Origin of the sequence: Dorea sp. AGR2135 (assembly GCF_000420885.1) — a bacterium.
Taxonomy (GTDB): domain Bacteria; phylum Bacillota; class Clostridia; order Lachnospirales; family Lachnospiraceae; genus Dorea; species Dorea formicigenerans.
The window spans coordinates 60381-74785 of the sequence record NZ_ATVU01000016.1; the positions used below are offsets into that span (position 1 = coordinate 60381).

General features: G+C 35.5%; 18 protein-coding genes, 1 tRNA gene and 1 pseudogene. 8 read left to right on the forward strand and 12 right to left on the reverse strand.

Annotated features, from left to right (window positions below; translation table 11 throughout):
* The first annotated feature begins 113 nt into the window (after positions 1 to 113).
* From G593_RS0111035 to G593_RS0111045, 4 genes are all read left to right on the forward strand, one after another.
* Positions 114 to 428, forward strand: a complete 315-nt coding sequence (locus G593_RS0111035) for a DUF6442 family protein (RefSeq protein ID WP_005342573.1) — start codon at positions 114 to 116, stop codon at positions 426 to 428.
* Between the two features lies 1 nt (position 429).
* On the forward strand, positions 430 to 639 hold the full coding sequence (locus G593_RS19530; protein ID WP_005342572.1) for a helix-turn-helix transcriptional regulator: 210 nt from the start codon (positions 430 to 432) through the stop codon (positions 637 to 639).
* A 14-nt stretch (positions 640 to 653) separates the two neighbouring features.
* On the forward strand, positions 654 to 983 hold the full coding sequence (locus G593_RS0111040) for a DUF3784 domain-containing protein (RefSeq protein ID WP_005342570.1): 330 nt from the start codon (positions 654 to 656) through the stop codon (positions 981 to 983).
* Between the two features lie 100 nt (positions 984 to 1083).
* Positions 1084 to 1728, forward strand: coding sequence for a tyrosine-type recombinase/integrase (locus tag G593_RS0111045; RefSeq protein ID WP_081646533.1), 645 nt, complete (start codon positions 1084 to 1086; stop codon positions 1726 to 1728).
* Between the two features lie 563 nt (positions 1729 to 2291).
* Here the strand turns inward: G593_RS0111045 and G593_RS0111050 are convergent.
* The 8 genes and pseudogenes from G593_RS0111050 to G593_RS0111075 all read right to left on the reverse strand — a co-directional run bounded on the left by G593_RS0111050 (position 2292) and on the right by G593_RS0111075 (position 8994).
* A complete protein-coding gene (locus G593_RS0111050) occupies positions 2292 to 3815 on the reverse strand; it encodes an ATP-binding protein (RefSeq protein WP_005342566.1) in 1524 nt (507 codons plus the stop codon).
* 222 nt (positions 3816 to 4037) lie between these two features.
* Complete coding sequence (locus G593_RS0111055) at positions 4038 to 4685, reverse strand: site-specific integrase (RefSeq protein ID WP_005342558.1); 648 nt, start codon at positions 4683 to 4685, stop codon at positions 4038 to 4040.
* Complete coding sequence (locus G593_RS19535) at positions 4624 to 4797, reverse strand: helix-turn-helix domain-containing protein (protein WP_005342556.1); 174 nt, start codon at positions 4795 to 4797, stop codon at positions 4624 to 4626. The genes G593_RS0111055 and G593_RS19535 overlap by 62 nt, the downstream gene beginning before the upstream one ends.
* A 463-nt stretch (positions 4798 to 5260) precedes the next feature.
* Complete coding sequence (locus tag G593_RS0111060; protein WP_029731705.1) at positions 5261 to 6514, reverse strand: ATP-binding protein; 1254 nt, start codon at positions 6512 to 6514, stop codon at positions 5261 to 5263.
* A 254-nt stretch (positions 6515 to 6768) separates the two neighbouring features.
* Positions 6769 to 7082: pseudogene (locus tag G593_RS21505) on the reverse strand (radical SAM mobile pair protein B); the annotation flags it as partial.
* Between the two features lie 41 nt (positions 7083 to 7123).
* Positions 7124 to 7756 (reverse strand): ABC-2 transporter permease, encoded by a 633-nt coding sequence (locus G593_RS0111065; protein ID WP_029731707.1) that lies wholly within the window; start codon positions 7754 to 7756, stop codon positions 7124 to 7126.
* Positions 7744 to 8607 (reverse strand): ABC transporter ATP-binding protein, encoded by an 864-nt coding sequence (locus G593_RS0111070; RefSeq protein WP_029731708.1) that lies wholly within the window; start codon positions 8605 to 8607, stop codon positions 7744 to 7746. The genes G593_RS0111065 and G593_RS0111070 overlap by 13 nt, the downstream gene beginning before the upstream one ends.
* Before the next feature lie 15 nt (positions 8608 to 8622).
* Positions 8623 to 8994: a GntR family transcriptional regulator gene (locus tag G593_RS0111075; RefSeq protein ID WP_028087677.1), complete on the reverse strand. Its 372-nt coding sequence runs from the start codon at positions 8992 to 8994 to the stop codon at positions 8623 to 8625.
* Positions 8995 to 9110: 116 nt separating this feature from the next.
* On the opposite strand from G593_RS0111075, the gene G593_RS20140 reads away from it, so the two are divergent.
* The 3 genes from G593_RS20140 to G593_RS0111080 all read left to right on the forward strand — a co-directional run bounded on the left by G593_RS20140 (position 9111) and on the right by G593_RS0111080 (position 10730).
* A complete protein-coding gene (locus G593_RS20140; protein ID WP_155961796.1) occupies positions 9111 to 9284 on the forward strand; it encodes a hypothetical protein in 174 nt (57 codons plus the stop codon).
* 379 nt (positions 9285 to 9663) lie between these two features.
* Positions 9664 to 9792 (forward strand): TnpV protein, encoded by a 129-nt coding sequence (locus G593_RS19545; RefSeq protein ID WP_081646537.1) that lies wholly within the window; start codon positions 9664 to 9666, stop codon positions 9790 to 9792.
* Between the two features lie 92 nt (positions 9793 to 9884).
* Positions 9885 to 10730 carry a MerR family transcriptional regulator gene (locus G593_RS0111080; RefSeq protein ID WP_029731709.1) on the forward strand — a complete coding sequence of 282 codons (846 nt, stop codon included), beginning with the start codon at positions 9885 to 9887 and terminating at the stop codon, positions 10728 to 10730.
* Between the two features lie 432 nt (positions 10731 to 11162).
* On the opposite strand, the gene G593_RS0111090 is transcribed toward G593_RS0111080, so the two are convergent.
* Complete coding sequence (locus tag G593_RS0111090; protein ID WP_029731710.1) at positions 11163 to 11765, reverse strand: alpha/beta fold hydrolase; 603 nt, start codon at positions 11763 to 11765, stop codon at positions 11163 to 11165.
* A 79-nt stretch (positions 11766 to 11844) separates the two neighbouring features.
* Here G593_RS0111090 and G593_RS0111095 point away from each other — a divergent pair.
* Positions 11845 to 11921: transfer RNA gene (locus tag G593_RS0111095), tRNA-Arg, on the forward strand.
* A 207-nt stretch (positions 11922 to 12128) separates the two neighbouring features.
* On the opposite strand, the gene G593_RS0111100 is transcribed toward G593_RS0111095, so the two are convergent.
* The 3 genes from G593_RS0111100 to G593_RS0111110 form a co-directional block, all read right to left on the reverse strand.
* Positions 12129 to 13574, reverse strand: coding sequence for a site-specific integrase (locus tag G593_RS0111100; RefSeq protein ID WP_029731711.1), 1446 nt, complete (start codon positions 13572 to 13574; stop codon positions 12129 to 12131).
* Between the two features lie 18 nt (positions 13575 to 13592).
* On the reverse strand, positions 13593 to 13850 hold the full coding sequence (locus tag G593_RS20830; RefSeq protein ID WP_029731712.1) for a helix-turn-helix domain-containing protein: 258 nt from the start codon (positions 13848 to 13850) through the stop codon (positions 13593 to 13595).
* A 394-nt stretch (positions 13851 to 14244) separates the two neighbouring features.
* A partial coding sequence (locus tag G593_RS0111110) for a helix-turn-helix domain-containing protein (RefSeq protein ID WP_029731713.1) occupies positions 14245 to 14405 on the reverse strand: 161 nt, incomplete at its 5' end.

Here is a 14405-nt window from a genome sequence, read left to right on the forward strand (position 1 = left end):
CACGCTTTTACAAAACGACAAGAAAACTGTGCAAAAATATTGACTTGTAATGACCGAATGCTATAATATAAATGACAAGTGTACTTGGTATTATTTGAAAGGAGCGTTATATAGTGGATAAAGAAAAAATACTATCACAAAACAAAAAAGAGAATCTATATCTTGATGAATACGGAAAACATATTAAACTTCAAGGGAAATCTTTTGGCTTAATGTTTGTTTTATTTATCTGCATTTTAATTCTTTTCATTAAAGCAGTTTGTAAAGAACCTTACTATGATATAATGACAATTATTGGGTCTGTGGCATTTGGCTCTATGGGTTATGAAGCACATATTTCAAAAAATAAATCCAAATTTGTTATTGCTTTATTCTTTCTTCTATTTATGGGGTATTACTTTTATAAATTTTTAATGATAGGTTTATAGAATGGACGAACATTTAATTTTGCGAAACAGATTAAAAACTGTACGAAAAGAAAAAAAATTATCACAAACAGAATTAGCTGAACTAGTCGGGGTTTCTCGGAATACAATTAGTTCTATTGAAACTGGACAATTCAATCCAACAGCAAAATTGGCATTAGTGCTTTGTATAGCTTTAGATAAAAAATTTGAAGAATTATTTTATTTTGATTAAAGGAGAGAACGATTATGGAATTAGAGGAATTGATTGTTGAAATAGTTATAGGATTGTTTTTACTTTTTATATCTTATCAAATAGGAATAAAAGAGAATATTACTTTATTACATGGTTATCATTATACACAACTTGACCCTAAAGATAAAAAGGTGTTTACAAAAAAAATAGGAATAGGCACTTTACTGGTTAGTATTGGTATTCTTGTTATGCCGATTATCAATTTAATCTCTCATTCTGAATTAGGCTATTACATAGGTCTTATTTTGATTTTTGCAGGAGTGTTTTATATCATATTCATCATTGTAAAATACAACGGAAAACTTATTAGCTTTAAAAAGTAGAATTACATGGGAAGATGTTATTATTGATGAAGAGTCCATTGCTACAAACAATGCAAAGGTACTCATCAATAAAGAACTTTCAAGAGTAAATGCAGAAGCTATGCAGAAATTAAAGGAAAAGGATATTTTAAAGATTTTCCCAACGCAAAAATCGCATTGTACCACAAGGCTTGTCTTGAAAACGCCAAAAACAGAAACAAGTAATCGTGTTGTCTGGTTACCTAAAACAGTTGCGGAACTATTGGTGCAATATAAAAAAGACCAGCAGGAATTAAAGGAATTTTTAGGAAGTGCCTACAATGATTACAACCTTGTTATTGCGTTAGATAATGGCAATCCCGTGGAAAGCCGTATTGTTAGAGATAGGTTTCAAAAGCTCTGTGAAGAAAACGATTATGAAGTTGTGGTATTTCACAGCCTACGCTATTTAAGTACGAGTTATAAACTCAAAATGACAAACGGAGATGTTAAGTCCGTACAAGGCGATACTGGTCACGCAGAAGCAGAAATGGTTACAGACGTTTATTCAGAAATCATAGACGAAGATAGACGTTACAATGCTCAAAAGATGGACGAACAATTTTATTCCACTCTAAACCATGATTCAGAAATGCAACCACAAAATGAGGAAGTTCAGCCAGAAAACAACGGCTTATCAGACAGTGATATGGAGCTTTTACAGCTTTTAAAATCACTTACGCCGGAGATGAAAGCAATGCTTTTGAAACAATCAGCTTCAAAATAAAAAAAGTGTTAGCAAACTCTTCTACTCAAACAGTCATAAAAATATCGAATTACAAATTCTGAAAATCAAAAGAAATTGCAAAATATAAATTGAATATGTTCTTATCCGACAGGTTATAAGCCAAAAACAAAAGAAGCTGAAAACCTCATAATCAAGGCTTTCAGCGTTGTTTGCTGGCGTCCCAGACAGGAATCGAACCTGCGACGTTTCGCTTAGGAGAGCTCCAACCTATTGTCACTCTCTGTCAATCTGAGGTAAGGTAATCCCAAGTGGGACACTATATAAAACTGTTTCCGATTCAATTCGAGTTATTCTGAATACCCCCTCTGTCAAGCTCTGTAAAGCTCTGAAAGTTAGCTGATTGTTTGCTCCAGCTAATAATCGGGGGATGCCTTGATATTACCATCGACATCTGTTATATGACCACCATGCTTCGTACGTTCGATCATGGTAAACAGTATTCAATTAAACTTTCCTATCGTAAGTACAAGAATTTTTCTTGTCTACAATTAATATACCGCATACGAGACGGTTTGTCCATGCGTTTTTGACTGGCTACTTTTTTATTCATTTTGTTTATTGACAAATCTATAGGAATCTATTTTTTCTTTTTTAATAATGTTTTTTTCTAAACATTTTTTTATAAATCCGGAGGCTCCATTTTCAGATATACAAAACATTTCTGCAATATTTCTTCTATTAAATGAATAATCATATCTATATCTGTTAAATAGTTGCTCTATCTGATTAATAGTTTTGCTTCGAAACGCATTATCAATTTGTTCAATTAATTTTTCTTTGAAGTAAATCAATTCCCAATCTTTATCTGAGTTGAGTTTTCTATTCGTCAGTTGAGTTTTCTCATTACTGAATTGAGTTTTCTCATCATTAAATTGACTTTCAGAATATAAATCTAAATTTAGCTGAGCCGGATCTGCTACACTTCGATTAGGTAATACAACTTGAAAATAAAACTCATTTGAATAAAAGACAGGTTTTTCGGTAAAATCTGTATACGAATTAATTATTCGTCCAATACCACTTCCTCTTCGGTCCATGTAATGTAATCTACCAAATATATCAGATATTATTTCATTTCTCCTCATGGATGGTACTCTTTTTAAGTCCAGATCCTGAATCCTACTACCATTTAGCATACCACCAGGAGATGTTATTTCTAAACGATCATCATAGATATCTACATGCACCTCTGTACCAACAATTTGATAATCTCTATGAATTAATGCATTTACAAGTACTTCCCTAACTGCTTTAAATGGATAATCACTTTTTTCTTCTCTTCGCATTCCTCTAATTGTCCATGCATTTTTTGAATTATTTCTAATAAATGCTTCTGCATCATTTAATAAAGTAATAATACTTGCATCAGAAAATTCTCGATCATCCAAGGCATCACCATCGATAGACCCTTTTTCAGTCCCCTTCCATCTAGTACAAACAATTTTAGATTGTCGTATAAACCCTTGGTCACATAACAATAATCCAGCATTTGTTACGGTATCATCTTCTTCGACAAATCCCATGGATATTAAATCTCGTGGCAAAATAAATTCTTCACCTGTCTCTTTTTTATATGTCGCCTTTAACAATGTAAAACTAACATCTGACAATTTATAACAACTAGGCAATGAATCATATGTACGATTTTGCCCCTTTAATATCAAATTATTTAATTCGGCTGTTGTAGCTATTACAGAGCGGTCACCATGACGAACATATGCTTCTTTAGTTTTTTCATGTACATAATAATATGGATAATTAGGACCATTTGAAACAAATAAGTCTAAACAGTTCCTTCCATTTGTATCAGACACAATTTCTGTTAATTCAAAACGAATATTTGGAGAAATTCGATTTGTTATCAATTCAGAAATTTTACTAGCTACTGCTTGCACGTCATCTAACCCAACAGCAGTATGTGTATCATCTGTATATCCGAAATAAATATGACCACCACTTGTGTTTGCAAAGGCAGAAACCGACTTCAACCAACTTTTAGGCTTTTCTTTTTCAAGGCTTAATTTATAATCGATTCTTGTAGCCTCTGCTCCATTATGAATTGTCATTTACATCACATCCTTCCTACATGTTTACCTTTTATTTTAACATGAATATTATTTTCTATAAATGTTTATTTAATTTCTTTTACATTCTCGCATTCTTCTTTATTGTAATATATCTTCGTCAGTCTATCTTTATTATTAGAATTGATTCAAAGCGCTTGTGAAGGGGTTGTGTCTACATATCTTATTTCCACTAAAATTACACTATTTTTTCACTATTTTTCATTACTTCATCGTCTTCGCCAGTGAATTGAGCAATGCCCGCATCTCTGGATTAGCCAATACTTTTGCCAGAAGTTCCGGATCGACTTCATCAGCAACAGGTACATTATTATTTTCCTGCTGTACATGCATCTGTGGATCCAGATTCTTTTTCTCATAGAATGCTTCTTCAAAAAGCTCTGCATTTTTCCTTCGATCATCATCCAGAATATGAGAGTACACATCCGTAACCATATTGACCTGAGCATGACCGGAATCACCCTGTACCGCCTTGATGTCTCCACCATTCAATTTCAGCTTATAAGTAACGCTGCTATGACGAAAACTGTGAAATACAACCGGTGGGAGATTATAGTCCTCGATCAGTTTTTTTAAAGGACCACGTATTGCTCCATCTCCTAGAGGAAGACCAAAGATACTTGCCATAACCAGGTTATAGTCCATATATTCATCACCAAGAATTTCTTTCATTTCATCTTGCTCAACTTTCCAATCTACCAACATATTAGCAACACTCTTCGGTAAGAATATTTTACGCACACTGCTTTCTGTCTTCGGTGTTTTCAGAATACGGACCGTAGAATTCTTCTTATGATTTGTCGGAAATACCAACAACACATCTTTTCCATCCAATGCGATACTTTCCGCCATCCAACTGGATCCACCGGAATTCCTTTTTCTTCAAAAGGTTATAAATAGTAGGTCTGCTGACTCCTAAGATTTCCTGTAACTCTTGAACTGTATAACATCTTTTTTCTGACATTTCTTTATCCTCTTTTCTTTGAAATATGAAAGAAAAATTATCCCTTCATATAACGAAACGCTCAGAGCATGTTTTACAGTGGTCAAAAGCAAATTTTTTTTCTTACGAGTTTTCTTTAATGCAACTCGTAACATTAGATTTTTACATTTTTCATGAAATTAAGTAAAGAAAAAGAGCATATGGAATTGAATCCATACACTCTATGATTACTGGAACTTTATTTCATTTTAATTCAACAAACTTTTGTTTATCTCGTTCTTAAGTTCATCTTTATTCTCGTATGTTCTCACTATCGGAATCGTACTCTGTCTGTTCTATATAATCTGCGGAACAGTCTCGTTTGTACGGATAAAAAAATAAACTGAGCCACGGCTGTTCCAACACGAAATCAGTCGTGGCCTTATTTATATCATTTTACTCTTTTTTGAAATAGAACAACACCACAGCAACAACTCAAATCGTTTTAAAATTCCAGACTATTCGCATTCAGCAAGAAATACTTCATTCCCATGATGACAAAACCTTCATCATTTCTCCAAGGCTTTTTGCTGCCATTTACAATGACGATCTTCTTGAAAGAGTCCGGGATATTACGCAGAGAATTGAACTCCTGCGTCTGTTTTTCTTCCGACGTCATGTCATATGCAACCTGGATATAGTATCTCTGGTTTCCTTGATTCACCACAAAGTCAACCTCCAACTGCTTGCGAACACGTTTGCCATCTTTATCCTTATCGAAGATATCCACGACACCCACATCAACATTGTAGCCACGGATCAGCAGCTCGTTATAAACAATGTTCTCCATAATATGAGTAGGCTCCTGCTGTCTGAAATTCAGACGTGCATTTCTCAGTCCCAGATCAGTAAAGTAGTATTTCAGATTTGCACCGATATACTTTCTGCTCTTAATATCGTATCGGCTTGCCTTGGAAATCAAAAAGGCATCTGTCAAATGGTCGATATGCTTGGAGATGGTTTTATTAGCATAAGTCATCTGGCGCTCACTGGCAAAGGTACTGGCAATCTTTGAAGGGTTGGTCGGTGCGCCGATTGCAGATGCAAGCACATCAACCAGAATCCCAATCTCATCCACGTTCTGAATCTTATTTCTTTCAATAACATCCTTCAGATAGACATTTGCAAAGATGTTCTTCAGATAGTCCGCTTTCTGTCGTTCGCTCTGGAAACTTACGATCTGCGGCAATCCTCCGTAGATCATGTAGTCATCCCAGGCATCATCATAATCGCCGTCATAGACAGAATAAAACTCTGCAAAGGAGAGAGGATAGATTCTAATCTCATCACCTCTGCCACGGAACTCGGTCACAATGTCGCTGGACAGGAACTTGGAATTACTTCCGGTGACATACACATCAATATTGCTCATGCGGAGCAGGCTGTTCAGCACTTCCTCAAATCGTGGCATAAACTGCACTTCATCCAAAAGGAGATAATACTTCCCGTCGTCTTTCATGGCATCCTTGATGTACTTGAAGCATACCTTTGGATCTCTTAATTCCTCGTTCTCAATACCATCCAATGCAATCTCAATAATATGATCAGTATCAACACCATTCTCCAGTAAGTATCTCTTAAAGATAGTAAACAGCAAAAAGGATTTGCCACATCTACGAATGCCGGTAATCACCTTTATCATTCCATTATCTTTTCGCTCGATCAGCTGCTGTAGGTAAGCGTCTCTTTTAATCTCCATCATTACGATCCCACTTTCCGTGCATCTGCACACTTTTTAGTAATGAGATTCTATCACAGAACGACCTGAATTTCAATATGTATTCCCATTTTATGTGCATCTACACACTTTTATGTAATGTTGATAAATATATTTTCAGATTTTTTTGATTGCAGTGTCTATAATCGATTACTCCAATCGTTATTATAGGTAGACAACAAAAAGAAGATGGTTCCGATGTTTCATTAAATATGTTCGTTAGTCTTTTACGCAAAGGATTCAAAGTAGCTGCGGTTATGCTTGTTATAGATCTCGTCGTAACGTGGTACAAGATCAGGATATTTTCCGGCGATGTAATCATAATTGTCTTTTTGAAACCGCCTCGAAGATTGAGGTTTTCGAGCCAGAACAGATCGCACTGATCCTTTACCCGCTCAAAGATTGCTTCAAAATTCGTGATACCGGGGAATACCGGGGATACGAAACAAACTGTACGGATACCTGCCTCATATACCTGCTTCATAGCAGCGATACGGTGCTCAATGCTCGAAGCAGAATCCATATCGTTCTTGAAATTTTCATCTACTGTGGCTCGGCTGGGTTTGCTATTTCTGAATGGTAATTGCAGATTTAATTCTTGCGACTATATCCAATGATGCTTATTATGAGGGAAATTCCAAAAATCAAAATTGTCGCTATCCCTGTGATTAGCACATATGAATGAACAGAATTTACCATAGCAGCCATTCCCGGCCCATCTTCAAAATATTTTACAAAGTAAAACATTGGAATTACCACAATCAATCCCATAGTTTGCGCAGAACGAAAACCAAACCAATAAGTTAATGGCAAGCAAATTCCTGTCCATAATAATGGGATAATAATTGCTGCTGCAATCGAAAATAACCAGATAAGCATATCAAAGTTTTGAAAAATTATGATGGATAAACTATTGAACGCAATGCTTCCCAAAATGCTGATTGCAACAGTATATATTACGGAAACATATTTACTTGCAACAACAGTAAAATTGCTTATCGGCATAGCTAATTGATATTTTTTCCAGCTTGCCTTTTCATCACTTGCGAAACTCATAATATTTTGCATACCGATTGTCATGGCAAACATAACGGAAGCAAATAAGCCAGCATAAATTCCAGCATTGAAAATAAGCAGAACAATAGCTGCTGCTGCAATCAGAATAAGTTTCTTATCAATACTCTTGAAGAAAATGGATATGTCTTTATATATCAATCCTCGCATGATGTACCTCCTTTAACATAGAAAAGCATAATATCTTCTAATGTGGCATTATCCACAATGATGTTTTTGTATTTTCGTTTGAATGCTTCCTTGTCATGAACAAGACACTCCACGCTCATATTTGTAGTTCGGTGTATGATATAATCATCAGAGGAAAGCTGTGCAAATTTTTCTGTTCCGCACTTTGCCACGCCATAATTATAAACAAGATTATCTTTCTGTTCCTCGAAAATGATTTTTCCCTGATGAATTAAAATCACATAGTCTGCAATTTTTTGTATGTCCGAAGTAATATGCGACGAAAAGAAGATAGAGCAATCTTCATCTTGGATAAATTCCAAAAATAGGTCTAATATTTCATCACGCACAACGGGGTCAAGACCTGTTGTTGCTTCGTCCAAAATCAACAGTTTAGGTCTATGTGCCATAGCACAAATGATAGACAACTTCATTTTCATGCCTTTAGAAAATGTGCCAATCGTTTTCTTGGTCGGGATTTTGAATTTTTTCAAGTATTGTGAAAAAAGGTTACTATCCCATGTCTTATAAACTTCTTTCAAGATTTTTTCAATATCTGCGGCTGTAAACACATCATGAAAATTACATTCATCAAAAACGACGCCAATATTTTCTTTGACAGTTGGAATTGTATGGTCTATTCCAAAGACTTGTATCTGTCCGCTATCTTTGCTTAGTTCATTTAATATCAGATTGATAGTAGTGCTTTTTCCTGCACCATTCTCGCCAATAAAACCTACAATCCTGCCCTTAGGGACTTTGAACGAAACATTGTCCAAAGAAAAATCCTCGAATTGCTTGCATAAATTCTGCACCAAAATGTTGTTATCCATGCCTGTCACCTCTCGTTATTCCTCGTAAAATAGTTTTAGAATATTCGTCATTTGCCCAAGACTAATGCCATGTGCTCGACCAATTTCTGCGACCTTTTGTAAAAGTTCTTCAGCAATTCGTAACTGTTCCTCTTGAATAAATTCCCTGTTCTGTGATGCTACAAAACTGCCTTTTCCAGATACAGTTTCTATAAATCCATCTCTCGTTAAATCTTCATATGCTCTCTGAACGGTAATAACACTGATATGTAAATCTTTTGCTAAAGCTCTCATAGAAGGGAGGGCTTCGCCAGCAGATAATGTGCCGTCCATAATAAAACTTTTTACTTGCATACAGATTTGTTCGTAAATAGGCTTATCACTGCTATTACTTATGATAATCTCCACTTGCTCACCTCACCATGTGTACTTATCGTAATAAGCGTACTTATTCGATAAGCACAGTATAGGCGATTTGTGTGAACCTGTCAAGAGAAAAGATGTAAATACATTCGGAAAAGCGAGTGGCTGTCTATCAAATTCAATTTTGTTTATTTAATACTGTTTCGGAAGAAGATATGCTGGCTTCAATGATAACTTATTTAGAAGAAGAAAATAAAACAGAGCTTTCGTCTATTTTGCAAGTATCAAAATTTGTATATTCTCCACAATGGGAATTTTCTGGGATTGTTTCATAGCAGCGAAAACTATATGCAAGTTTACGGGTGCCGATACGGTGTCGGAAAATCATTGAGGACAATTTGCAAGAATTGTCTAAGATTGCTTGTTAAATCTATATCGACGATGATGAGTATTATTTTTTAGGTATAAATGGAGTTGGTATGCTTCCAATTCAAACGGAATCACTTGAATTGGAGCACAAACATATTGTTAGTTGCGATTGGTTTTTGTCTTGTGTTATCAAGTGCCACAGAACCTTATTTTAAAGGGTTCTGCGGCTTTGACGTTTTTATCTGGGTGCATCTTAATTCATCAATTTATGCGGAAATAGTGTAAAAATTGGTGTAGTACACCGCTATTTATCAATAAGGCAGCTTATGGCTAAGTGAACACTATCTGAGAGAACATAAGAAAGCGGTTTATATTATTCTGCTTACAAGTGGCAGGCTGAATAGTTATCTTACAGATAGAGAAGAACCGGCACAAGAACGCTTTGAAAGGATTGTAGAATTGATTTGTAATTAACAGAGGAATGTTTTTTGATAAATGCTTGACTGTAAACCTTGTTTATAGCTTATTATTAAGTAAAATAGAGTTGCTCGAAAGGGGGGCATAATATGACTATAAAAGACGTAGAAGAGCGAACAGGTTTATCCCGTTCTAATATCCGTTTTTATGAAAAGGAAAAACTTATTGAGCCTTCGAGAAATGAAAGTAATGGTTATAGAGATTATTCTGAAAATGATGTGGAAAATATAAAGAAGATTGCATATCTACGTACATTGGGAATTTCTATTGAAGATATACGAAGTATTATATCCGAAAAAGTAACATTGCAGGAAATGCTTGAGAAGCAAAAGGAAGTATTAAAAAATCAGATTACTGATTTGAATAAGGCGAAACTCATGTGTGAAAAAATGCTGGATGAAGAAAGTATTAGTTATGAAAAATTACAGGTAGAACAGTATATAACAGATTTGCATGACTATTGGAAAGATAATCGAACTGTTTTCAAACTGGATTCAGTCAGCTTTTTGTATATATGGGGAAGTATGCTTACCTGGACTATGCTTACCGCACTATGCTTGATTATTGGGGCTTTGTCTTATTCTAAGTTGCCGACAGAAATTCCAGTACAATGGAGTAAAGGAGTGGCAACATCCCTAGTTAATAAAAACTGGATTTTTATTTGTCCTGTTATATGTATCATAATCCGATATTTATTAAAACCTTTTATCTATGCGAAATTGCAGATGAACAATTATTATGGAGAAATTATAACAGAGTATTTGACAAATTATATGTGTTTTATTGTGTTGTCAGTGGAAATCTTCTCCATACTTTTTACTTTCGGAGTGGTAAAAAGTGTTGTTGTACTGTTATTTGTGGACACGGCAATTTTTATTGGATTGTTAGTAGTTGGTTTGGTAAAAATGGATTTGAGAGGGAAAGAAGTTTTATGATTCAAATTTTATATTTCAGAAATAACAATAAGATACTATTTTTCCCACTATGAGAACGGTGGCTATGAGATAGAAATTGCATATACCGGCGAATAAAAGAACCGCTGTTGCATGGTTTATTAGCTTCCATGTAGCAGCGGTTTGTGCTATGGTTATTCGGTTAAATTCTCAGAACGACAATTAGAATTTTCTTTTCTATATGATACCTAACGCAATATTTTCTGCCCAGAACCAAAACGGTGACATAACAATCCATGTAATCGCTAAAATAAAAATTCCCCTACTGCTCATGATTTTCTTCCTGAAACTTCGATTGTTGCTTACATTATACTTCGTCCATCTCTCTAAGGACAGTGGGATGTTGTGATGAAAGTGAGAGAGATCGCTTACCTGTCAGACAATTTATCTTACTATATTTTTTGCACGATAAATTTACTGATTTAATATCTCTGCAATCGTGTTTGGTGCATATTTATTGAGTTCATGTCCTGCATTTGGAACGATGTGCAAAGTAGCTTGGGGTAGCAATTCTTTTAGCCTTTTAGAAGCCTTTAGATTGGCAGTATCCTTTTTGCCACACAAAATTGTTACTGGACGACGAATATTATTTAATCGCAAAGTAAAATCCAATGACCGCATAGAGTGAGCCAATTTTATGGTGCTGCTTTTTGATAGTCCCATACTTTCAAAAACCTTGTTTGGCATACAACGGAAGATAAGATTTTGAAAATCTATCAGTAAACTTGGAACTTTATATTGTGCGCCAATCAAAACCAGCGAATCCACTTTTTCCTCATGTCGAATAGCAAAATCAATCGCAAGAAGCGCACCTAACGAAAGACCGCAGATACGAAGCGGCTCTTTTACTTCTGAATACCGCTGTTCTAAATCACCCAAAATCTGCGAATAGGATATTTCATCTTCTGTTGAAGAAAAAAGTTCTGGGCAATCGACATCAGAAATTGATAGTTGTTGTACTACTTCTTTCCAGTCCTGTGCAGTTTGTCCCAACCCATGTAAAAAAACAGTTTTCATTAAACGCCTCCTAAGCGTTAGGTGGAACAAACGCCTTTTGATATGATAACTAGATAAAATTAAATAGATTTTTAAGAATGTCCCAGTACCTCAGCAGGATAGAGGGTTCGCCTCCTAAGCGAAACGTCGCAGGTTCGACTCCTGTCTGGGACGCCACAAACTCCGCTGAAAGCCTTATTTTACAAGGTTTTCAGCGTTTTCTTATTTATGGCTTTCTATTTACGCTGAATACGAATTGTTTTCAATCAGTCATTTTTTATTCGATATTTTTTAAGACTTTTAAAGAAATAGGCTTGCTAACACTTTTTTATTTTTGAAGAAAAATCGCTGGTTTTTTTGAAATTTGCTAACACTTTTGAAATTCTATCTTTGAAGTGCCTGCTTTAAAAATTGCTCTTTCATTTCTGGCGATAAAGATTTAATCAACTCCAATAATGCCATATCACTATCTGTTACAGCGGTATCTTGCGTTGGATTGTTCGTATCATCATTAAGCGTAGAATAAAATTCTTTATCCATTTTTTGTGCATTGAAACGTCTGTCCTCGTCAATAATTTCTGAATAGACATCTGTAACCATTTCTGCTTCTGCATGACCAGTATCGCCTTGCACGGACTTAACATCTCCGTTTGTCATTTTGAGCTTGTAGCCCGTACTCAAATGACGTAGGCTGTGGAATACCACAACTTCATAATCGTTTTCTTCACAGAGCCTTTGAAACCTATCTCTAACAATACGGCTTTCTACGGGATTGCCATTATCTAACGCAATAACAAGGTTGTAATCATTGTAGGCACTTCCGAGAAATTCTTTTAACTCCTGCTGGTCTTTTTTATATTGCACCAATAGTTCTGCAACTGTTTTAGGTAACCAGACAACACGATTACTCGTTTCTGTTTTTGGCGTTTTCAAAACAAGCCTTGTGGTACAATGCGGTTTTTGCGTTGGGAAAATCTTCAAAATATCCTTTTCCTTTAATTTCTGCATAGCTTCTGCATTTACTCTTGAAAGCTCTTTGTTGATGATTACCTTTGCATTATTTGTAGCAATGGACTCTTCATCAATAATAACATCTTCCCATGTAAGTCCAGTAATTTCTCCAATTCGCATAGAGCAGGAAAAAGCTAAGTGCATACAAATGGAAAGTAAGTCATCTTCCGTGGCTTTTACCGCTTCTCGAAATGTTTGAATACTCCACACTTTTCGCCTAGTCTTTGGAATTTTTGGTAATGTAGCTAAAGACGCAGGGTTTCTTTTGTTTGTGTCAATATACTCCCAGCGGATAGCTTGATTTAAGGCACAGCGGATAATATCATGTATTTTCTTGATGTTTGCTGGTTGAACACAACGACCAGTTGCTTTTCTGTTTGCCCGTGGTACTTCTGGAACGCTCAATAAGTCATTGTAGTATTTTGATAGGCTTTTTGTAGTTATTTCATTCAGTTTCCAATCTCCGATAATCGGATTGATATAATTTTCAATACTGCCTACCTTACCACTAAATGTACTCGGCGACCATTTAGATGTGCCGTATAGATTAACAAAAATTTCTAGGAAATCACGCAATGTAATATCTTTGTCTACAACATCTAATTCTTTTTTGGAATTTTCAATCTGATGTGCAAATTGTTCCTCTAAGGGAACTATCACATATCCAAATTTCTCTTGATAGTATTCTATAAAGGCTTTTCGCTGTTTTGCTTCTTTTCTTGTTTCCAGCGTGTCCCATTTTTGCTTTCTTTCTCCTGCACTATCTAAGTACCAATAAATAACTGAAAAACTTGATTTTCTTTGTTTGATTGAAGCCATAATTTTCTCTCCTTATAGTTAAATTCCATTTAACCATTTATCGAAAGAAACCTTTGATACCCGTATGGCTTTACCAGCACGAACATAACTGAATTGACCGCTTTTTACCAATGAATAAGCTACTTTTTTGCTAATGTCCAGTTGTTCAGCAATTTCCTCTACTGTATAAGTCTTTTTTTCCTTTGTAGGAGATTGTGCATTTTGTGTATCACTTATCACTATTAAGACCCCTTTCATTTGTGACAGCAACAAAACACACTCGTCTAATAAGGTCATTATAACACACCTAAATAAAAAGAGTAGATAGATTTTGTTGCTGAAACTATCAATTATAAGCAGACAGACGGCTTTGGAATGCTCCGTTAGTATCTCAACTATTCCCATTCTTGTGGGCAGAACCGCACCATGCGGACGTATCATTATTCTGTGAGGATAGGTCGTGGCAAAACGACTTTTCCAACAGTCGCTCTCGGATCACTGTGTGGGTCGCTCGCTTTCTTTTGAAAAGGTCGTGGCGTACAGTCCCCGTGGCTCGCTATCTCACAAACGTATCTGTCTGCTTTATTCAGTTGTCAAAGAGCTGTGGCGAAAGCGTGTTGCTTTCATGTAAAAGCAGGGGCAGAGCAGGAAAGAGGGGGTTGAACAAATCATGCTCTGCGGTTACTGCTTGTTATTCTTCTGTTTCTAAAGGAATATCAAAGTCCAAAATCATTTTGATAAGTGCTTCTCTGATACGTCCTTTTAATTCCATGTCTACGACTATGCAGACATTACCATATTTGTCGTAGAACGGACGCAAACAACATTTTGATATGTACGGGTCATACAATG